The organism is Bacillus sp. V2I10, assembly GCF_030817055.1.
In the GTDB taxonomy this organism is placed as follows: domain Bacteria; phylum Bacillota; class Bacilli; order Bacillales; family Bacillaceae; genus Bacillus_P.
In genome coordinates, this window is sequence record NZ_JAUSYV010000001.1 from 3,568,736 (window position 1) to 3,588,329 (window position 19,594).

Here is a 19,594-nt window from a genome sequence, read left to right on the forward strand (position 1 = left end):
CCTGCCCCCTAACTTAACGTTTTAAATTCATTAATTCCTGAAGAATTTCATCAGAAGTCGTAATAATTTTTGTATTTGACTGGAATCCGCGCTGAGCCACAATCATTTCTGTGAATTCATCCGCAAGGTCTACGTTCGACATTTCGAGCATTCCGGCCATAATTGCTGCTGCACCGTCTTGGCCAGGAATTGAAAGTTCGTCGACCTGTACCCCATCCTCTTCGTTAGTATTAAGAGTCCCTGAGTTGCTGGATTGCTTATATAAATTACCGCCAACTTTCTCAAGACCGCCTTCATTTGCAAAATTTGCTACAAGAATTTGTCCTGCCACCTTTAAATTTCCTTCAGCATCTACAAAGCTAACCTTTCCATCAGGACCAATATTGAAACTTTTAGCAGTCAATGGAACTTGAATAAGTCCCGCAGACTCAGAAACATCTTCTCCCCATTCCCCATTTTCATCCTCAGGTTTTTCACCCGCTTTTCCGATTAGATATAACCCATCAGAAGTAACCAGATAACCTTTATCATCTAAATAAAAATTCCCAGATCGCGTGTAGTGTAAATCAATTGCATCATCTATTGGAGTCCCATCTGCAATTTTATTATCTTTCATTTCGTCTTTTGTATCTAAACCTACAGCATCTAAATCTTTAATCGTTCCAACTACAAAAAATCCATCACCCGCCAACGCAAGATCCAGTGTACGGCCGGTCGTTTGATTAGAACCAGCAGTGTGAATGGTATCAATAGAGCTCAGGGCTGAACCAAGGCCTACCTGTTTCGCGTTCATTCCGCTTGAATTATTTGTTGCTGCACTGGCGCCTGCAATTTGCTGGTTTATTAAATCCTTATAGGTAACTCGGCCTTTTTTGAAACCATAAGTATTAACGTTTGCGATGTTATTTCCAATCACATCAAGTTTTGTCTGAAAATTTTTCATACCGCTTACACCAGAGTACATTGAACGCAACATAGATTTTCTCTCTCCCTTAATGGTCAGCATTTAGGTGCTGAATCAATTTGAATTTCAATTTTTAAAAATTATGAATTCTGAACTGTCACTTTTGTAATCAAAGCGCTTGGCACTTCTTGTCCATCCTGCATTTCCAGAATAATATCTGCACCTGACTGTTTAATGGATTTAACGATTCCGGAAGACTTGCCTTCACTTGACTCCCACTCAACTTGTTTTCCTATCATTTCAGAGTACTTTAAAATACCATCATTCACTTGAAGCTGAATAAAATCACTGAGCTGAGTACTCATATTTGTCATTTGTTCAAGTGAAGAAAAACTGGCCATCTGAGAAATGAACTCTTTATCTTCCATTGGATTAAGCGGATCCTGATTTTGAAGCTGGGCAATCAAGATTTTCAAGAAGTCGTCTTTACCTAAGCTGGATTTTCCCCCGAATCTTTCTGCTGTATTAGTAGAAGATAAGAGCAGTCCTGCATCAATTGTGTTTTGAGTCATTTTCATCCTCCGCTTACGTCAGCATATTTAAATGTGCTTTAAACGTATCTCTTTCATCTTCTTTTGATTCTTTTCTTGATCTGTCTTGTTCACGGCGATGTTGATCAGCTTCTTCATGACTGCGATTAAATGAAGGCTCCAGCTGTTCGCTATATATTTCAAACCTGTCAACCTGAATACTGATAGCTGGAAGTACTTGTTTCAGTTGATGAATGCCTTGTTCAACCAGCTCCTTTGCGGATTGTGTGGAAGTAATGATCTTCGCAATCGTTTTTCCATCCTGCTGCTGAAGTTTTATTGTCAGCATCCCTAAATGTTCTGGAGCTAAACGGATGGTCATCTGAGATGAACCAATAGCTTTAAATAGCGGTTTGGACCGTTTAAAAGCTTCTGTAACTTGATTATTAAATAACTGCTTATTTTGAGGGGCTGGAATCTCTTTATCTGATGTTGAGAAACCTTCTGCTTTTCCTGTATTTATTTGTAAACCACTTTCTGAAAAAGAGAGATTTCTTTGCACATCTTGACCTGTCATGCCTGAAACAGGTAAATTCTTATTGCCCTCAGTGCCTGCTGTTTTGATTTTATTAAACATTTTAATTGGAGGTGCACCAATGTTTTGTCCTAATGAGTAAATACGATAACGTTCTTCTGTATTTACTAATAAAATTGCTTCATTGCTGTCACCATTCAGATTCTGGCTATTATATTGGCCAGTCATTTTAGGAAGTTCATATTTTTGTGCTGAGAGAGGCATTTCTTCCATCATGTTTTTAACAGGATCTCTTACTTTTGAGGTTAATTCCGCTTGTATTAAATTCTCATTTACAGGAGTATGCACAAGACCGGAACGATTATTTTCTGCAGTTCTGCTCATTTGATTTCCGCTCTGATCATATTCATTAAAAATCTTTATTGCCTCTGCAAGAGAAGAGTCCTTCATTATAAGATCCGGCCGATCTCTATGAAAATAGGAAATCAGTTCATTTTTAAGCTCCGTTATTTCTTTTGATCCAGGCAACTGCATAATTCCAGCCATCACTGTAAGCAGTATCACTGATACTGCAGCCGGCTGTTCGTTCAGCTGAGCGAAAATATTCTCCATAGATTCAGAATGAGTTAAGATTGTAAGGATAATATGGCCTTCATCCTCATCTGCTAGCTCTGCTAATTGAGTGATTTTCTGATTTAACAATGGAGATTGAATGAAGTACCCTTCTTCCAAAGGTATAGTCGTTAAAAAACCCTTTATTTCCTCTTCAAATTCGTTAAAATCAAATTCTGGATGATTCTCTTCATAAATCTTTTCGGATACAGCAACTGATGAATGATCTTCTTGTTCAGTAAGCTGCAAGCCATCAAAAAGGGTTTGAAAAGAAGCAGATTGTTCACTTTTTTGATGCGCGTTCTGCCATACAGTCCCGGTATTTAGTGAGTCAGCAGAAATTTTCACCTTTTCACCTCCCCTACAAGTCATCTATGGTGTCAGGATTTTGCAAGCATTTTTGTATATTTCGCAGCATCCTCAGCTGACATTTTTTCCATCACTGCAATGAGCTGATCATCTTTAATGGAAGTTAAAATCAGTAATGCCTCTTCATCTGATAAAAACGGGATGATTTCAGCGGCTTTTTTGCTGGACATCTTTTCATAGAGTTTAGCGATATCTTTTCCTTCTTTTTCTTTGTTTTCTCTTCCAAGCAGCTGTTCTTTGAGGGACTTTACTTCTTGGCTGAGCTGCTGAATTTCTCTCACTTTAAGGTCAGCGTCATTTTCCAGGGCAGATATTTCCTGCTGCTGTTTTTCAATGGTGGTTTTTTGAAGCTTATTTTCTTCCTCAAGCTCTGCTGTAAGGGAGGCATCTGCATTCTTGCTGTTTTTTTCCTCATGTACGCTCGTATGTTCTGGAGTTCCCGGCAGATGCAAGATCACTTCTTTCATTTTCCCTGCCACATCAACGCCTGCGACTGTTAAGATGACCGTAATGAACGTAATAGTAAATATGAATGGAATGACAATTACAAAAAATGTCCATTGAAGCTTGCTTGAATCATTCTCATTGTTTTTCACAGTATTTTCACCTAATTTCCCCGAAGTGCAAAGGCCTGAATCGAGAGATTATCCATGAACTTTGATTCTGACGTTTTCACATGTTCGAGATGTACTTCATAATGCTTTTCTTTCATTTTTTCATATTTCTTTACTTCAATATTTTTTTCAGTAAGCTCAAGCTGTTTTTCATTCATGTTTTCTCTTGTCATAACGACCAGCCGCTGATAATGGGTAATCGTTTTTTCTAAATTAGTGACAAACTGCTGAAAATGGCGGATTTCCTGTACAGGCATGCCTGTGTTCAGCTGCCTTACGGTTCTCTCTTCGAGCACCTCTTTTTTCTTCAGGCAGTCATACAGCTTTTCTGCGGCTTTTTCAAATTCAGAAACAGAACGGTTATAGTCTTCAAGAGACTTTTCTTTTTCATTTTCTTTTAATTCAAGCACTTTTTGAAACCGGTATGTATATTTCACCCATTCTCACCTTTTTCAATCAATCGTTCTAATGAGGCTGCGCTCTCTGCAAAAGTGATTTTATCGTGCACATCCTGTTTTAAAAATGAAATGATCTTCGGATAAAATCGGATGGCATCATCAATCTCCCTGTTCGAACCTCTTTTGTAAGCTCCAATATTAATCAAGTCTTCAGAATTCATATAAGTGGCCAGTAATTCTCTTAGTTTTGCCGCATTCTTTTTCTGATGATCAGAAACAATTTGATTCATTACCCTGCTTATACTTTTTAATACGTTGACTGCCGGAAACTGGCCTTTGTTAGCCAAGCTGCGGTCAAGCACGATGTGTCCATCGAGTATTCCGCGCACTGTATCCGCAATCGGCTCATTCATATCGTCACCATCTACAAGCACGGTATAAAAAGCAGTAATGGTTCCTTTCTCGTTTGTGCCTGTCCGCTCTAATAGCTTGGGCAGGACGGCAAAAACACTTGGTGTATAGCCTTTGGTTGTTGGAGGTTCGCCGACTGCGAGTCCTATCTCTCTTTGTGCCATGGCAACCCTTGTAACAGAATCCATCATAAACATGACATTCAAGCCTTTATCCCGGAAATATTCAGCGATGGCTGTAGCAGTATATGAAGCTTTCATTCTCATTAAAGCCGGCTGATCTGAGGTTGCCACTACTACAATAGAACGCTTAAGCCCTTCTTCTCCCAGATCCTTTTCAATGAATTCCCTGACTTCGCGGCCGCGCTCTCCTATTAGAGCGATCACATTCAGATCCGCTTTTGTATTTCTTGCAATCATTCCCATGAGTGTACTTTTCCCTACGCCGCTTCCCGCAAAAATCCCTACACGCTGACCTTTTCCTACAGTCAGCAGGCTGTCGATCACGCGAACGCCTACTTCCATCGGCTCATTTATTGGAGGTCTTCTCATAGGGTTTGGAGGACTTTGTTCAGTAGATATTGGCGTTAAACCTTTAGGCAAAGGGGCTAGATTTAGAGGATGGCCATACGCATCTACAACTTGACCGATCAAACCAGAACCTGCTTTTATTTTCAAAGAGTCATTTGTTGCTTCCACGATACTGCCTGGTGAAATCTGTGAAAGATGCTCAAATGGCATCAATAGGACGTTTTCCCCTTTGAATCCAACCACTTCAGCCGGAATGGCTGATTCCTTATTGGAACCTGTATGGATATAGCATAAATCTCCTATTGAACTTTCCGGGCCTCTTGACTCAATCATAAGTCCAATCACTTTGGTTACTTTTCCATATCTTTTATAAGATTCCAGGGTATCTATTTTCGAGATTAACTCCTCTGCTTTCAAAAAGTGCTCATTCCTCTCCAACCAATTCAAGCATTTGCTGCTTCAGCTGCTGAAGCTGTACATCGATTCCTGCATCCACCTTTCCAAAAGGTGATTCAATTTGACAGCTTCCTTTCGGCAATGCATCATCAGGAAATATAAACAAGTCTGATTTAGACATAAGCATATTCTCTAATTCATTTTTTTGTTTTAAAACATGACCATAATGTATCGGATGAACAAAAATTTTAATTTCAGGATACTCGCGAACTTCATTTAATGCTTTTTTAACAAGCTCCAAAAACCACTCCGGATGTTCTTCCATTTCAATAAAAATCAGCTTCTCAGCCAATTTAACAGCAAGCTTGACGATCGTTTCTTCAGCTGAAACAATTTTGCCGATATAATCTTCCTTTGATTGCTGAACAATTTCCCGTGCATCTTCAAGATGGGAGATGTATTGCATGTAGCCTTCTTCTTTTCCGGCATTCAGACCGGCAAGGTATCCATCTTGTCTCGCTTCTTCTTTTTGCATCTCCCGCTCAGAATTCCATTGCTGCCGCTCAGCCTCTATAATATTTCGGATGCTTTTCGCTTCAGCTTTAGCTTTTTGAACAAGGATTTCAGCTTCCTCGCTTGCCTGCTGCAAAAATACTTTTGCTTTCACCGACAGTTCTGGATTTTCTCTTACATTTGAAGGAGGACTGAAGTCGATTGTCTGTAATAAAATTGATTTTTTTGCGTCTTCCTGCTGAAATGCATGGGCCGATTTAATCAATTTAGACAATGATATCATCTCCTCCGCCGCGGGCGATTACGATCTCACCGGCGTCTTCAAGTCTGCGTATAACTGCAACGATGCGTGACTGAGCTTCTTCAACATCACGAAGTCTGACTGGACCCATAAACTCCATTTCTTCTCTAAATGTCTCTGCCATTCTCTTTGACATATTTTTAAAGACAACTTCTTTTACTTCCTCGCTTGCAACTTTCAGAGAAAGCATTAAGTCCTCGTTCTCCACGTCGCGGATGACACGCTGAATCGCTCTGCTGTCAAGTGTCACAATATCTTCAAATACAAACATTCTCTTTTTTATTTCCTCTGCAAGTTCCGGATCTTGTATTTCGAGAGAATCAAGAATGGTCTTTTCTGTACTGCGGTCTACACCGTTAAGAACTTCAACTACAGCTTCGACGCCGCCTGTCTGTGTATAATCCTGAGTGACAGATGATGATAATTTCCGCTCAAGGATCTGTTCCACTTCATTGATAATCTCCGGTGAAGTACGATCCATTTTAGCGATGCGCCTTGCAATATCAGCCTGCTGCTCATGCGGCAAGCCCGATAAGATCTGGCCCGATTGTACGGGGTCCAAATAAGATAAAATAAGGGCAATTGTTTGGGGATACTCCCCCTGTATAAAATTAAAGATCTGTGCAGGATCAGCTTTTCTTGCAAAATCAAAAGGTTTAACCTGCAGTGAAGATGTCAGCCTGTGAATGATGCTTGATGCCCGATCTTCTCCCAAAGCTTTTTCGAGAATCTGTTTCGCGTAAGAGATGCCTCCCTGAGAGATAAATTCCTGAGCCATCGCAATTTGATGAAACTCTTCAATGATTTCTTCTTTATTTTGAGAATCTACATTTCTGACTCCTGAGATTTCAAGAGTCAGACGTTCAATTTCCTCTTCTGATAGATGCTTATAAACAGATGCAGCTACATCCGGACCAAGGGAAATCAGAAGGATGGCGGCTTTTTGCTTCCCAGTAAGTCTTCCATTGTGTGCTCTTCTTACCATCACTTAAAACCTCCTATTCTTCCGTCAGCCAAGATCTGAGCAGCTTTGCAAAATCTTCCGGTTTTTCTCTGGCCATTTTTTCTAATTGTTTTCTCCTTACAGATGTCTCACTTTCATGCTCATCATTTACATCGGGCAGGATCAATTTCTCTTGTACAAAAATGTCTTCTTCTTCATATTCGTCTTCTGCTTTGCGTTTTTTTCTAAATAATAAAAACAGAAGGATAATAATGATCAGCAAGAGAATTCCACCCGCCGCATAAAGCCAGACTGGAAGAAATGATTTCGTCTCATCCAACAGGTCCATTTTCCCTGCAAACGGTTGTACGGAAACGGATATTTTCTCCTCTATCTGTTCATCTGTAAGCGGCTCTGCCGTTTCATCCTTATTAATCGAAGTACGGATGATCGTCCCAAGGAGCTTTTCAATGTCATTTACACTTTCAGCAGATAATGAACTTGGATCATCTGAAGAAGGTGGTTCAACCATGACTTGAATTCCTAAATCACGAACCTTATATGGACTTTCAACGATTTCTTTCTTAACACGGTTTACTTCATTATTTATTCGTTCTTCTATTTTTTCATAATCCCCTGTACCTTCACCCTGGACAGCTTCATAGCCAGGCACATCATCTTCTCCAGCTCCGGTAACGCCGCCTTCAGGTGCACCTTCGCCTGTATATGTCTCAGTAATTCTTTCTACACTTACCGCAAGACCTTCCATGTTTTCCTTATCAACAGGCTCAACGATGTTTTCTTCTCTGTTTTCCTGGGTAAAGTCTAAATCAGCAGTAACAGATACAATTACTTTATCCTGACCCATCATCGTTCCGAGCATTTTTTGGACTTGACGCTGAATATCCCGCTCAATTTTCGTTTTCAAATCATGCTGAGTGGAAATATTTTCAACAAAAGGAATATTTTTATCATTTTTTAAATCAAAATACGCAAAATTTTGATCCATAATGACGATATTATCTGTAGATAGACCAGGAACACTTTTTGAAACGAGATGGTAAAGGGCATTTACCTTTGTCTGATCAAGCTGTATTCCGGGCTTCATACTTAAGACAATAGAGGCGGTAGATGAGCCATTGTCTTCATTAACAAAAACAGATTCTTTCGGAAGATTTATCATGACCTTTGCGTCATGTACTCCCTCAATACCTTTTATTAAATTTGAAAGTTCTGTTTGTGTGGCTTTCAGCTTCAAAACATCAAATTCGTTATCTGTCATCCCAAATCCAATATTTTGACCAAAAAACGAATAGTCGATCACACCGCTGTTCGGGATTCCTTCAGCTGCAAGCTCAACTTTTAGATTGTCAACCATCTCAGAGGGCACCAATATTGTTGCACCATTATCTGCGATTTTTGATTGAATCCCTTGAGCATCCAGCGTTTCCTTTATTTGACCTGTCTCTTGGGGTGATAGATCTTTATAAAGCGCTACAAGATTGGGATTTGATGCCATATAAGATCCAATTCCAATAAAAAGAAGCAAAGCAGCAATTCCGCTAATGATAAAAGCATTTTGTGCTTTCGTGCGTTCAGTCCAAACCTGTACTATTTTATTTCTAAATTCCATTAACTTCTGATTCATTCCTGGAAATCCCCCGATAATGACGACATGAATGCTGCATAGAGAAGTCGGCATCCATCGCTAGTTTTATACATATTAAGATTACATTTGCATTCTCATCATTTCCTGATATGCTTCTACGGCTTTATTTCTGATTTCAATTGTTGCAAGCATGGTTACACTCGCCTTTTCAGTGGCAATCATAACATCCTGCAATTGAACATTTTTCCCTTTTGCTAATGCAGCGGTCATTTGATCTGATTTCACCTGCATGGAATTCACTTCATTGATCGATTGTGTTAAGAAATCGGAAAATGAGGTCTGTTGAGTTTGATTATTATTTTGAACGTCCTGATTTTGACTTTCCTTAACACTCTGCATCTGAAAGGGTGATATAGCTTGAATCATGGATCCTCAATCCTACTTTCCTAATTCTAATGTTTTCATCAGCATGTCTTTAGAAGCGTTAAAAACTGTTGCATTTGCCTCGTATGACCGTGTACTGCTCATTAAATCAACCATTTCTTTTAAAGGATCAACGTTGGGGAGCTCTACATATCCTTGATCATTTGCATCCGGGTGTTCAGGATCAAATACCAGTTTAAATGGAGTTTGATCCTCCTTGATTTCTGTGACCTTTACACCAGACATGTCACTTGCCGCTTTACCCTGTGCTCTATGTAAGTGAGATAAAAACGTATTTCCATTTGGCTCAGTTACGACCATTTTGCGCCGGTAGGGCTGCCATTCGCCATTTTCAAAGACAGCTCTTGTTGTATCCGCATTTGCCATATTGGATGAGATGACATCCATTCTTAATCTCTGCGCTGTTAGAGCAGAAGCGGTTGTATTTAACTGACTGAAAATATTCATAATCAGCTTCCTCCTCTAATCACCGTTTTAAGCGAGTTATATTTACTGCTTAAACGGTCAATAAGTGCATTGTAGTAAATTTGATTTTCAGCCAAGTCTGACATTTCACGATCTATGTCTACATTATTGCCGTTTGCCTGGTAGGATGTGTTTGCTTTGGATTTAATCGAGTAGGATTCTTGTCCTGATCCGAAAGAAAGATGACGCTGATCAGTCTTTTTAGCTAGAAGCCTGCTCACTTCAGAATCTAAGGACTGTTTGAAGTCAATTTCTTTCGATTTATAATTGGGAGTATCTACATTGGCAATATTTTGACTAATTACTTTTTGCTTAACTGCAGATCGATTCACAGCATTTTCAAGCGAATGAATGGTTTCAGAAAAAATTTTCATTTAGTCCCCTCACAAAATCCTTATACCTTTCGAATGGTATATTGTCGAATTATGTTAAATCTATACTGTAATTGTAAGAAAAAATAGTCTTAAAGTCTATGAAGGTTTTGTAAAAAAAGGTCGGAATTTGTATCTATTTTTATTTAAGTTCTTTTTACCTAGTATTTTTACACTATTTTCCACGGTGATTTAATGGTCATAGGGATTTTTACACTCGAATTAACATTTTGTCCAGGCAAAACAAAAAAGCACTTCAAAAGAAGTGCTTTTTTGTAAAAAGATATTGTTAATTTGTTTTTAATTTTTCAAGTTCAAATAGAAATTTATCATTTAATACTTTAATGTACGTGCCTTTCATACCAAGAGAACGTGATTCAATAACTCCAGCACTCTCAAGTTTGCGCAATGCATTAACGATTACCGAACGGGTAATTCCTACTCGGTCAGCAATTTTACTCGCAACCAGCAAGCCTTCATTTCCATTTAATTCTTCAAAAATGTGCTCAATTGCTTCTAATTCACTGTAAGATAAAGAGCTGATTGCCATTTGAACGACTGCTTTGCTTCTTGCTTCGTCTTCAATTTCTTCTGCTTTTTCACGAAGAATCTCCATTCCGACAACTGTAGCTCCATACTCAGCAAGAATTAAATCATCATCCTCGAATTGAGCCTGCAGACGAGCTAAGATAAGTGTTCCGAGACGCTCTCCGCCTCCAATGATAGGTACAATTGTAGTCAAGCCGCTTTTGAACAGCTCGCGGTTTTCAACAGGGAAAGCTGTATACTCACTGAAAACATCAAGGTTTGATGATGTTTCATTGACGTTAAATAAATTCTTTGTGTATTCTTCAGGAAATTGACGATCTTCAAGCATTTGAATCATACGCTCATTCTCGATCTGCTGATTGATGGCAAATCCTAAAAGTTTGCCGCGGCGGCTGACGACGAATATATTTGCTTCGATGACATCACTTAAAGTTTCCGACATTTCTTTGAAATTAACTGGTTTTCCTGCTGCCTTTTGAAGCATAGCATTAATTTTTCTTGTTTTTTGCAATAAAGCCATTAGTAAGTTCCTCCTGGAAATATGTAATTATAAAATAAATTGACTTAAGTCTTTGTTTTTAGCAATTTTGCTTAATTTATCCTCGACATACTGAGGTGTGATCGCTATTTTATCTAATGTGATCTCAGGTGCTTCGAATGAAAGGTCTTCGAGAAGTCTTTCAAGGATCGTATGAAGTCTTCTTGCCCCGATATTATCCGTGTCCTGATTGACCTGGAATGCAACCTCTGCAATCTTACGAATAGCATCGTCAGAAAATTCAAGTTGTATACCTTCTGTTTCCAATAAAGCCGTATATTGCTTCAGCAGAGCATTATCAGGCTCTGTTAAAATCCGAACGAAATCTTCAACATTTAATTTAGTCAGTTCAACACGGATTGGGAATCTTCCCTGAAGCTCAGGAATTAAATCAGACGGTTTGGCAATATGGAAAGCACCTGCAGCAATGAACAGCACGTGATCTGTTTTGACAGATCCATATTTTGTTACCACTGTTGATCCTTCAACGATTGGGAGGATATCGCGCTGAACTCCTTCTCTGGATACATCAGCTGAAGAACCAGCTTGATTCTTCTTGGCGATTTTGTCGATTTCATCTATGAAAATGATGCCCATTTGCTCTGCGCGCAAAACTGCGTCTTGTGTAACATCATCCATATCAATCAGTTTTTGCGCTTCTTCACTTGTCAGAACTTTTCGCGCCTCGCGCACTGTGAGCTTGCGCTTTTTCTTCTTTTTAGGCATAAAACTGCTTAATGCGTCCTGCATGTTCATGCCCATTTGTTCCATACCCGATCCTTGAAGCATATCAAACATTGAAGCATGCTGTTCTTCTACTTCCACCGTGACATGGTGTTCTTCAAGTTCGCCTAAAGCAAGCTGATGAGCAATTTTGCGTCTTTTTTCTTCCGTAGACTGCTCTTCAGCTGAATAATCATCTTGTTCTTGTGAGGTACCCTGAGCACCGCCGAAAAGCATTTCTAATGGGTTTTTATATGATGTTTGCTTTTTCTTGCCAGGAACTAATAATTCTACAAGTCTTCTATTCGCATTTTCTTCAGCTGAGGATTTTACTTCTGTCATTTTTTCTTCTTTTACTAATCGGACTGATGTTTCAACTAGATCACGGACCATTGATTCAACATCACGTCCTACATAGCCGACCTCAGTGAATTTGGTTGCTTCAACTTTTATGAAAGGTGCTCCTACAAGCTTTGCAATTCTTCTTGCAATTTCCGTCTTTCCTACACCGGTAGGTCCAATCATTAAAATGTTCTTCGGCACAACTTCATCGCGAAGGTTTTCTGACAGCAGACTTCTGCGGTAACGGTTTCTTAAAGCTACAGCAACCGCTTTTTTTGCGTCTTTCTGACCAACAATATACTGATCCAAACGTTCAACAATTTGTCTTGGCGTCATTTCTTTCATTTGATCATTACTCCTCTCTTTATAACTCTTCTACTGTTATATTCAGATTTGTATAAACGCAAATTTCTCCGGCCATCTGAAGTGCTGCTTCTGCTATTTCTTTTGCTGAGAGCGCATCACCAGAATATCTTTTAAGCGCTCTTCCTGCTGAGAGAGCATAATTTCCGCCAGATCCAATCGCTAAAATCCCGTCATCAGGTTCGATCACTTCGCCTGTACCAGAAATGAGAAGGATATCTTCTTCGTTCATGACGATGAGCATGGCCTCAAGCTTTCGCAGCACTTTATCGCTGCGCCACTCTTTTGCCAGCTCGACCGCTGCACGCTGGAGGTTTCCATTGTATTCTTCAAGCTTTCCTTCAAACATTTCAAATAAAGTGAACGCATCTGCTACTGAACCGGCAAATCCAGCAATGACCTTGCCGTTAAATAGCTTTCGCACTTTTTTTGCAGTGTGTTTCATTACAACTGCATTGCCGAATGTTACTTGACCGTCGCCTGCCATTGCACATTTGCCGTTGTGCTGGATCGCAAAAATGGTCGTCGCATGAAATTGAGACATACAAATACCTCCGTAATCTTTTTCTTTAAGCACGCGGATGATGAGACATATAAATGTTCCGCAAATGATCTTTTGTCACATGAGTATAGATTTGTGTAGAAGATAAATGGGAATGGCCTAAAAGCTCCTGAACGCTTCTCATATCAGCCCCTTCATTCAAAAGGTGTGTCGCAAACGTATGCCTGAACATATGCGGGCTGATATTCATTGTTGAAGAAGTCTTTTTAATCATTTCATTTAAAATGTGCCGGACACCCCTTACAGACAAAGGTCCGCCCCGCTGATTGACAAAAAGATGATCATGATCTCCATTTTGTTTATCTTTAAGAAGCAGCTGCTTTCTTCCTGAAGATAGATAAAGTTCCAAAGTGTCCTGTGCAAAACTTCCAAAGGGAACATAGCGCTGTTTACCGCCTTTGCCGTTCACAAGGACAGTTCCTATATGCAAGTCAAGATCGGAAAGCCTGATTTGACACAATTCGCTTACCCTTATACCTGTACCATATAAAACTTCAAGCAATGCCTGATTTCTCTGGCCGGCTGCAGTAGCAGGATCTGATAGAGTAAACAGCTGCTCGAGCTCTTTTTCATATAAGTATTGAGGCAGCCTCTGCTCTTTTTTGGGAAGAGAGACACTCGCAAATGGATTTTCTGCTGATAGCTTTTCCCGATTAAGGAATCTGTAAAAGCTTCTTAACGAAGAAATTTTTCTTGAAATTGATTTTCTGGCAAAATTTTTTTGATGCAGCTGAGTTAAGTATAATCTTGTATCAGAATATGTAATGAGCTGAAGATCAATCAAGGATTGTTCCTTCATAAATATAAAAAAATCTTCTATATCAGCAACATAATTCACAATTGTATATTGTGAATAGTTTTTCTCAATTTGTAAATATTCTACGAACAGACTTAAAGAATTCTTAACATTTTCCATCATAACACCTCACAAGGGCTACTAAATGTTATCATACATTCAGCAGCCCTTGCAAATGATTTCTATGATTTTTTCGAAATTTTTTGAATTGTTTCTATCGCTCTGTTAGCGTATCTTTCATAGCGTTCTTTTTTATTTTTGATGCGCTCAGGAAGCTCTGCAAAAATGCCAAAGTTCGCATTCATAGGCTGGAAATTGTCAGGATTTGCTGTTGTAATATATCTTGCCATGCTTCCCATTGCAGTCTCATGCGGAAGCACAAGCAATTCTTCCCCAAGAACATAATTTGCAGCATTGATGCCTGCCAATAAGCCTGAAGCTGCAGATTCTACATAGCCTTCAACACCTGTCATTTGACCTGCAAAGAACAGATCCTCTCTCTCTTTATACTGATAAGTCGGCTTAAGCATTTTAGGAGAATTAATGAATGTATTCCTGTGCATGACACCGTATCTGACAATCTCTGCATTTTCTAAACCCGGGATCAGCTTCAATACTTCCTTTTGCGGCCCCCATTTTAAATGTGTCTGAAAACCGACAATGTTATAAAGAGTGCCGGCAGCATCATCCTGTCTGAGCTGAACAACCGCATGTGGTCTTTTTCCAGTCTTCGGATCTTCAAGTCCAACTGGTTTAAGCGGGCCAAAAAGCATTGTCTTTTTACCGCGTTTTGCCATTACTTCAATCGGCATGCAGCCTTCAAAGAAAATTTCCTTTTCAAATTCTTTTAGAGGAACGGTTTCGGCTTCAACGAGCGCATCATAGAAACGTTCAAACTCTTCTTCTGTCATCGGGCAGTTTAGATATGCTGCTTCGCCTTTATCATAACGGGATTTCAAATATACCTTGTCCATGTCAATGCTGTCTTTTTCAAGAATTGGTGCAGCTGCATCATAAAAGTACAAATATTCTTCACCCGTAAGCGCCTTTAATTGCTCGGATAACGCTTTAGAAGTAAGCGGTCCAGTTGCAATAATTGTAGGACCAGCGGGGATTTCAGTTACTTCGTCAGTGATGACCGCAACATTAGGATGCCCTTTCACACGATCCGTAACAAGGGCTGCAAATTCGTGACGGTCAACTGCCAGTGCGCCCCCTGCTGGTACTGCACAATCGTCAGCAGATCTAATAATGACTGAATCAAACATTCTCATTTCTTCTTTCAGAACGCCTACTGCATTTGTTAAACCATTTGCTCGCAGGGAATTACTGCACACCAATTCTGCAAATTTATCTGTATGATGAGCAGGTGTTTGTTTTACCGGTCTCATTTCATACAAGTTTACCTGGACTCCGCGATTTGCAAGCTGCCATGCTGCTTCACTTCCGGCAAGACCGGCTCCAATTACATTTACTGTTTTATTGTTCATTTGTTTAACCTCCATAAAACACATAAAGAAGGTGAGCAAGACTTCGCTCACCTTTACTTTTGCTGTTCTTCTTTATAATCACAGTTCACGCACTGTACCTGCATGCCCTTTTTAAGTTTTTTCTCAACTAGCATATTATCACATTTTGGACATGATCTTGCAATCGGTTTATCCCATGATAGGAAATCACATTCCGGAAACTGATCACAGCCATAGAAAATGCGGCGTTTCTTTGATTTTCTTTCAACGATATTTCCTTTTTCACATTTCGGACAAGGAACCCCGATTTCTTTCACAATCGGTTTTGTATTGCGGCAATCAGGGAAATTCGAGCAAGCCATGAATTTTCCGTAACGCCCCATCTTAAACACCAGTGGGTTGCCGCATTCTTCACAGTCAACACCTGCAGGTTCATCTTTAATTTCGATTTCTTCCATTTCATTTTCAGCGACTTCAAGGCGCTTTGCAAAATCTTTATAGAAATCGTCAATGATATTGACCCATTGTACATTTCCGTCTTCAATTTCATCAAGACTGTTTTCCATTTTAGCCGTAAATTCAACATTAATGATTTCAGGGAAAAATTCCATGATCAATTCAAGAACGATCTCACCAAGCTCAGTTGGAATAAATCGTTTATTATCAAGGGCAACATAGCCTCTTTTCTGAATCGTATCAAGAGTAGGTGCATAAGTTGACGGTCTGCCTATTCCAAGCTCCTCAAGCGTTTTCACAAGTCTTGCCTCTGTATAGCGAGGAGGAGGCTGAGTGAAATGCTGAGCAGGTTCTATATCCTTTGAATAAACCACATCTCCATTTTGTAAATCAGGAAGCATGCGGTCCTTCTCTTCCACTCCATCATCATTTCCTTCGACATATACTTTCATAAATCCAGGAAATTTAATTTTGGAGCCATTTGCTCTGAACATCACATCGTTATTGTTTAAATCTACACTCATTGTATCAAGTACGGCAGATGCCATTTGACTTGCTACAAAACGTTCCCAGATTAATTTGTATAAACGCAGCTGGTCACGGCTTAAGAACTCTTTTAAAGATGCAGGATCCTTCAGAGTTGAAGTAGGGCGGATCGCCTCATGGGCATCTTGGGTATTTGAATTTTTCTTCGCAGTCTTCTTCTCTGTATTCGTAAATTCTTTGCCATACTTCTGTTCAATGAAAGTAAATGCTTCTTGCTGAGCTGTTTCAGAAATTCTTGTAGAATCTGTACGCATGTACGTAATCAGACCGACAGTCCCCTCTTTACCAAGGTCCATTCCTTCGTATAACTGCTGTGCAATCATCATTGTCTTTTTCGCTCTGAAATTCAATTTACGGGCCGCTTCCTGCTGAAGTGTAGATGTTGTAAATGGTACTGCCGGATTACGTTTTCTTTCTTTTTTTGAAACGTTTGTGACTGTAAAATTGTTGCCTTTTATTTTATTTAACACTTCGCTCACATCAGCTTCGGTTTTTAATTCCGCTTTTTTCCCGTTTATCCCAAAGAATGCACCATCGAAAAGATCTTGGTCTTTTAAGAATTGACTTTCTATTGTCCAGTATTCTTCCGGAACAAATGCCTTTATTTCTTTTTCGCGGTCAATGATTAAACGGACAGCAACAGACTGAACGCGTCCCGCGCTTAATCCTTTTTTTACTTTTTTCCAGAGAATCGGGCTGATTTTGTACCCGACTAATCTGTCCAGAATACGTCTCGCCTGCTGAGCATCAACTAAATCCATGTTGATGGGACGAGGATGTTTAAATGATTCTTTGATGGCATCCTTTGTTATCTCATTGAAAACGACACGGCAGTCTGACAGAACGTCAACGTCAAGACTATGAGCGAGGTGCCAGGCAATAGCTTCCCCTTCGCGATCCGGGTCAGCTGCGAGATAGACTTTTTTTGCTTTTTTTGCTGCTGTTTTTAATTCTTTAAGGACTGGCCCTTTCCCCCGAATCGTAATATATTTCGGTTCGTAATTCCCCTCAGTGTCTACGCCGATCTGACTTCTTGGAAGATCGCGGACATGCCCCATAGAAGCTTTAACCTTATATTTTTTCCCTAGATATCGTTCGATTGTTTTCGCTTTTGCCGGCGATTCAACAATCACTAAAAAATCCGACATACATGATCCTCCTTAAAGAGGTGTTCTCTCTCTTTATTTTCATACTTTCACTTTTTTCAATTTATTTGTTTATCTTTTAAATGAAATGATATTCCTGCCGCATACAAAGAATAACGCATACATTCCATGATTTGCTTAAACAGGTTAAATCTCCACTATTATTAAATATAGTGATGCAGTTTGTCAAACAGTAAATGAACATAAGAAGGAAAAATACGCTTATTATACCTGCAAAATGAGATCATTTATGATATCGCTTCCGTCTTCTGCGAGGTATGCCCCCTGCTTGATCAGCTGATTTGCTCCAGCAGAGAAATCATCAAATATGGACCCTGGAACAGCAAAAACCTGTCTCCCCTGATCTATTGCAGTGTTAGCCGTAATCAGCGATCCGCTTTTCTCTTTAGCCTGCATCACAACTGTTCCAAGGCTCAAGCCGCTAATAATCCGGTTTCTTTGGGGAAAGTGCCATTTTTGAGGTTTTACATTTGGAGGATGTTCCGAGAGGACAAGCTGTTCAGAGGACATTTTTTCAAACAGTGCTTTATTTTCCTTAGGATAAAAGTGTTGTAATCCACCTGCAATAACTCCGATTGTTGCTCCCTTTTCATTTAAGGCGGCACGATGGGCAAGAGCGTCAATACCTTTAGCCAGCCCGCTTACAATGGTCCATCCATCGCTGACTAAGGGCGGCACAATTTTTTTCAGCGCATTTGTGCCGTATGTTGTTGGATTCCGTGTTCCTACTATACTGATCATTTTTTTTGATTTTAGACGAGTTATGTCACCTTTATAAAAGAGAATTGGAGGGGGATCTGGAATCTCACGCAGCAGTTCTGGGTAAGTTTCATTAAAAAGAGTGAGCATATGAAAGTTTTGTTCATCATAATGAGCCTTTATGTCTTGGAGGTTAAATGAGTGGAAATCTTGAAGGAATTGCGGAAGTGTTTGATCTGTAAGCTTGAAAAGCAGCTGAATCTCTTGATCTGTGAACCTGTATAGAGATTTTAAAGTTGGGTCGGCTTTAAACAGTTTGAAAAAATTAAGATGGCGAAAGCCCCTGCAGTGGGATAAATGGATAAGGTTTTTTTCTATTTCGAGCATTTTAAGTCCCTTTCTACTATTATATATAGTTTTTATAAAAGTCATATCATGAATGATTTTCGGAGTATTCATTTTGGATTGGAAAAGAGCCATATAGAAAGAAGGGAATAGCATATTACGCTATTCCCAGATCTTTTAATGAGTTTTACATTTTTCCAGCAAATTATTTTCTTTTAAAGCTTCAATTAATGTTTCACCCATTACAGATGGAGTGTCAGCAACTTTGATGCCGCACTCATTCATTGTTTTGATCTTTTCGGCCGCAGTACCCTTGCCGCCTGAAATAATCGCACCAGCATGGCCCATGCGCTTTCCAGGAGGTGCTGTTTGACCGCCGATAAAGCCAACAACTGGCTTTGTCATGTTTTCTTTAATCCATAATGCTGCTTCTTCTTCAGCAGTTCCCCCGATTTCGCCGATCATGATGACTGCATATGTGTCCTCATCTTCATTGAATGCCTTAAGAACATCGATAAAGTTTGTGCCGTTTACAGGATCTCCGCCAATACCTACAGCTGTAGATTGACCGATGCCTGCTTGAGTGAGCTGATGAACAGCTTCGTATGTTAATGTTCCTGAACGTGATACGACGCCAACATGTCCTTTTGTATGAATATATCCAGGCATGATGCCGATTTTACATTCATCAGGTGTGATGACACCCGGGCAGTTTGGTCCGACAAGGCGGGTTTTCTTGCCTTCCATGTAACGCTTCACATTAACCATATCAAGAACCGGAATGTGTTCAGTGATACAGATAACGAGATCAAGTTCAGCATCTACAGCTTCCATGATTGCATCTGCTGCAAATGGTGCCGGAACATAAATGACTGATGCATTTGCACCTGTTTCTTTAACAGCATCTTCAACTGTATTAAAGACAGGAACTCCTTCTACTTCCGTGTTTCCTTTTCCCGGGGTAACTCCGCCTACTATTTTTGTGCCATACTCAAGCATTTGCTTTGTATGAAATAGAGCAGTAGATCCTGTAATCCCCTGTACAATCACTTTAGTATCTTTGTTAATAAATACGCTCATCTTAAGTCCCCTGCC

20 protein-coding genes are annotated in these 19,594 nt (G+C 39.7%); all 20 read right to left on the minus strand.

Going from position 1 to position 19,594, the window contains the following annotated elements; all coding sequences use genetic code 11:
* Positions 1–13 precede the first annotated feature (13 nt).
* Positions 14–976 (minus strand): flagellar basal body rod protein FlgG, encoded by a 963-nt coding sequence (gene flgG, locus QFZ72_RS18025; protein ID WP_307435930.1) that lies wholly within the window; start codon positions 974–976, stop codon positions 14–16.
* Positions 977–1,044: 68 nt separating this feature from the next.
* Complete coding sequence (gene flgD, locus QFZ72_RS18030; RefSeq protein WP_307435933.1) at positions 1,045–1,476, minus strand: flagellar hook assembly protein FlgD; 432 nt, start codon at positions 1,474–1,476, stop codon at positions 1,045–1,047.
* A 13-nt stretch (positions 1,477–1,489) separates the two neighbouring features.
* On the minus strand, positions 1,490–2,929 hold the full coding sequence (locus QFZ72_RS18035) for a flagellar hook-length control protein FliK (RefSeq protein ID WP_307435936.1): 1,440 nt from the start codon (positions 2,927–2,929) through the stop codon (positions 1,490–1,492).
* Between the two features lie 32 nt (positions 2,930–2,961).
* Positions 2,962–3,546 carry a MotE family protein gene (locus QFZ72_RS18040; RefSeq protein WP_307435939.1) on the minus strand — a complete coding sequence of 195 codons (585 nt, stop codon included), beginning with the start codon at positions 3,544–3,546 and terminating at the stop codon, positions 2,962–2,964.
* Between the two features lie 11 nt (positions 3,547–3,557).
* Positions 3,558–4,001 (minus strand): flagellar export protein FliJ, encoded by a 444-nt coding sequence (gene fliJ / locus QFZ72_RS18045; protein ID WP_307435941.1) that lies wholly within the window; start codon positions 3,999–4,001, stop codon positions 3,558–3,560.
* Positions 3,998–5,320: a flagellar protein export ATPase FliI gene (fliI, locus tag QFZ72_RS18050; RefSeq protein ID WP_307435944.1), complete on the minus strand. Its 1,323-nt coding sequence runs from the start codon at positions 5,318–5,320 to the stop codon at positions 3,998–4,000. Before fliI ends, fliJ begins: the two co-directional genes overlap by 4 nt.
* A gap of 7 nt (positions 5,321–5,327) precedes the next feature.
* A complete protein-coding gene (gene fliH / locus QFZ72_RS18055; RefSeq protein ID WP_307435946.1) occupies positions 5,328–6,086 on the minus strand; it encodes a flagellar assembly protein FliH in 759 nt (252 codons plus the stop codon).
* On the minus strand, positions 6,079–7,098 hold the full coding sequence (gene fliG, locus QFZ72_RS18060; protein WP_307439843.1) for a flagellar motor switch protein FliG: 1,020 nt from the start codon (positions 7,096–7,098) through the stop codon (positions 6,079–6,081). The genes fliH and fliG overlap by 8 nt, the downstream gene beginning before the upstream one ends.
* Positions 7,099–7,111: 13 nt before the next feature.
* Positions 7,112–8,704, minus strand: coding sequence for a flagellar basal-body MS-ring/collar protein FliF (gene fliF / locus QFZ72_RS18065; protein WP_307435949.1), 1,593 nt, complete (start codon positions 8,702–8,704; stop codon positions 7,112–7,114).
* Positions 8,705–8,785: 81 nt separating this feature from the next.
* Positions 8,786–9,091: a flagellar hook-basal body complex protein FliE gene (gene fliE / locus QFZ72_RS18070; protein WP_307435951.1), complete on the minus strand. Its 306-nt coding sequence runs from the start codon at positions 9,089–9,091 to the stop codon at positions 8,786–8,788.
* 12 nt (positions 9,092–9,103) lie between these two features.
* Positions 9,104–9,556: a flagellar basal body rod protein FlgC gene (gene flgC, locus QFZ72_RS18075; protein WP_307435955.1), complete on the minus strand. Its 453-nt coding sequence runs from the start codon at positions 9,554–9,556 to the stop codon at positions 9,104–9,106.
* A 2-nt stretch (positions 9,557–9,558) separates the two neighbouring features.
* The gene (gene flgB, locus QFZ72_RS18080; protein ID WP_307435958.1) at positions 9,559–9,948 is read right to left on the minus strand and encodes a flagellar basal body rod protein FlgB; all 390 of its coding nucleotides are present in this window, start codon (positions 9,946–9,948) and stop codon (positions 9,559–9,561) included.
* Positions 9,949–10,234: 286 nt separating this feature from the next.
* Positions 10,235–11,014, minus strand: coding sequence for a GTP-sensing pleiotropic transcriptional regulator CodY (gene codY / locus QFZ72_RS18085; protein WP_070877243.1), 780 nt, complete (start codon positions 11,012–11,014; stop codon positions 10,235–10,237).
* A gap of 27 nt (positions 11,015–11,041) precedes the next feature.
* Positions 11,042–12,442 carry an ATP-dependent protease ATPase subunit HslU gene (gene hslU / locus QFZ72_RS18090; RefSeq protein ID WP_307435962.1) on the minus strand — a complete coding sequence of 467 codons (1,401 nt, stop codon included), beginning with the start codon at positions 12,440–12,442 and terminating at the stop codon, positions 11,042–11,044.
* 19 nt (positions 12,443–12,461) lie between these two features.
* Complete coding sequence (hslV, locus tag QFZ72_RS18095; RefSeq protein ID WP_223442308.1) at positions 12,462–13,004, minus strand: ATP-dependent protease subunit HslV; 543 nt, start codon at positions 13,002–13,004, stop codon at positions 12,462–12,464.
* Positions 13,005–13,029: 25 nt separating this feature from the next.
* Positions 13,030–13,938, minus strand: a complete 909-nt coding sequence (xerC, locus tag QFZ72_RS18100) for a tyrosine recombinase XerC (RefSeq protein WP_307435968.1) — start codon at positions 13,936–13,938, stop codon at positions 13,030–13,032.
* 62 nt (positions 13,939–14,000) lie between these two features.
* Positions 14,001–15,308, minus strand: coding sequence for an FADH(2)-oxidizing methylenetetrahydrofolate--tRNA-(uracil(54)-C(5))-methyltransferase TrmFO (trmFO, locus tag QFZ72_RS18105; protein ID WP_307435973.1), 1,308 nt, complete (start codon positions 15,306–15,308; stop codon positions 14,001–14,003).
* Between the two features lie 53 nt (positions 15,309–15,361).
* Positions 15,362–17,437, minus strand: a complete 2,076-nt coding sequence (gene topA / locus QFZ72_RS18110; RefSeq protein ID WP_307435975.1) for a type I DNA topoisomerase — start codon at positions 17,435–17,437, stop codon at positions 15,362–15,364.
* 222 nt (positions 17,438–17,659) lie between these two features.
* A complete protein-coding gene (gene dprA / locus QFZ72_RS18115; RefSeq protein ID WP_307435978.1) occupies positions 17,660–18,541 on the minus strand; it encodes a DNA-processing protein DprA in 882 nt (293 codons plus the stop codon).
* A gap of 135 nt (positions 18,542–18,676) precedes the next feature.
* Positions 18,677–19,579: a succinate--CoA ligase subunit alpha gene (gene sucD / locus QFZ72_RS18120; protein ID WP_070877236.1), complete on the minus strand. Its 903-nt coding sequence runs from the start codon at positions 19,577–19,579 to the stop codon at positions 18,677–18,679.
* Between the last annotated feature and the right edge of the window lie 15 nt (positions 19,580–19,594).

What these genes read in the sequence shown, in the direction of transcription:
- flgC (WP_307435955.1), bottom strand. Translation starts at nt 9,556, where the DNA reads ATGAATATTTTCAGTCAGTTAAATACAACCGCTTCTGCTCTAACAGCG.
- topA (WP_307435975.1), bottom strand. Translation starts at nt 17,437, where the DNA reads ATGTCGGATTTTTTAGTGATTGTTGAATCGCCGGCAAAAGCGAAAACA.
- flgG (WP_307435930.1), bottom strand. Translation starts at nt 976, where the DNA reads ATGTTGCGTTCAATGTACTCTGGTGTAAGCGGTATGAAAAATTTTCAG.
- sucD (WP_070877236.1), bottom strand. Translation starts at nt 19,579, where the DNA reads ATGAGCGTATTTATTAACAAAGATACTAAAGTGATTGTACAGGGGATT.
- dprA (WP_307435978.1), bottom strand. Translation starts at nt 18,541, where the DNA reads ATGCTCGAAATAGAAAAAAACCTTATCCATTTATCCCACTGCAGGGGC.
- codY (WP_070877243.1), bottom strand. Translation starts at nt 11,014, where the DNA reads ATGGCTTTATTGCAAAAAACAAGAAAAATTAATGCTATGCTTCAAAAG.
- fliF (WP_307435949.1), bottom strand. Translation starts at nt 8,704, where the DNA reads ATGAATCAGAAGTTAATGGAATTTAGAAATAAAATAGTACAGGTTTGG.
- fliG (WP_307439843.1), bottom strand. Translation starts at nt 7,098, where the DNA reads ATGGTAAGAAGAGCACACAATGGAAGACTTACTGGGAAGCAAAAAGCC.
- xerC (WP_307435968.1), bottom strand. Translation starts at nt 13,938, where the DNA reads ATGGAAAATGTTAAGAATTCTTTAAGTCTGTTCGTAGAATATTTACAA.
- trmFO (WP_307435973.1), bottom strand. Translation starts at nt 15,308, where the DNA reads ATGAACAATAAAACAGTAAATGTAATTGGAGCCGGTCTTGCCGGAAGT.
- hslU (WP_307435962.1), bottom strand. Translation starts at nt 12,442, where the DNA reads ATGAAAGAAATGACGCCAAGACAAATTGTTGAACGTTTGGATCAGTAT.
- hslV (WP_223442308.1), bottom strand. Translation starts at nt 13,004, where the DNA reads ATGTCTCAATTTCATGCGACGACCATTTTTGCGATCCAGCACAACGGC.
- fliE (WP_307435951.1), bottom strand. Translation starts at nt 9,091, where the DNA reads ATGATTCAAGCTATATCACCCTTTCAGATGCAGAGTGTTAAGGAAAGT.
- flgB (WP_307435958.1), bottom strand. Translation starts at nt 9,948, where the DNA reads ATGAAAATTTTTTCTGAAACCATTCATTCGCTTGAAAATGCTGTGAAT.
- flgD (WP_307435933.1), bottom strand. Translation starts at nt 1,476, where the DNA reads ATGACTCAAAACACAATTGATGCAGGACTGCTCTTATCTTCTACTAAT.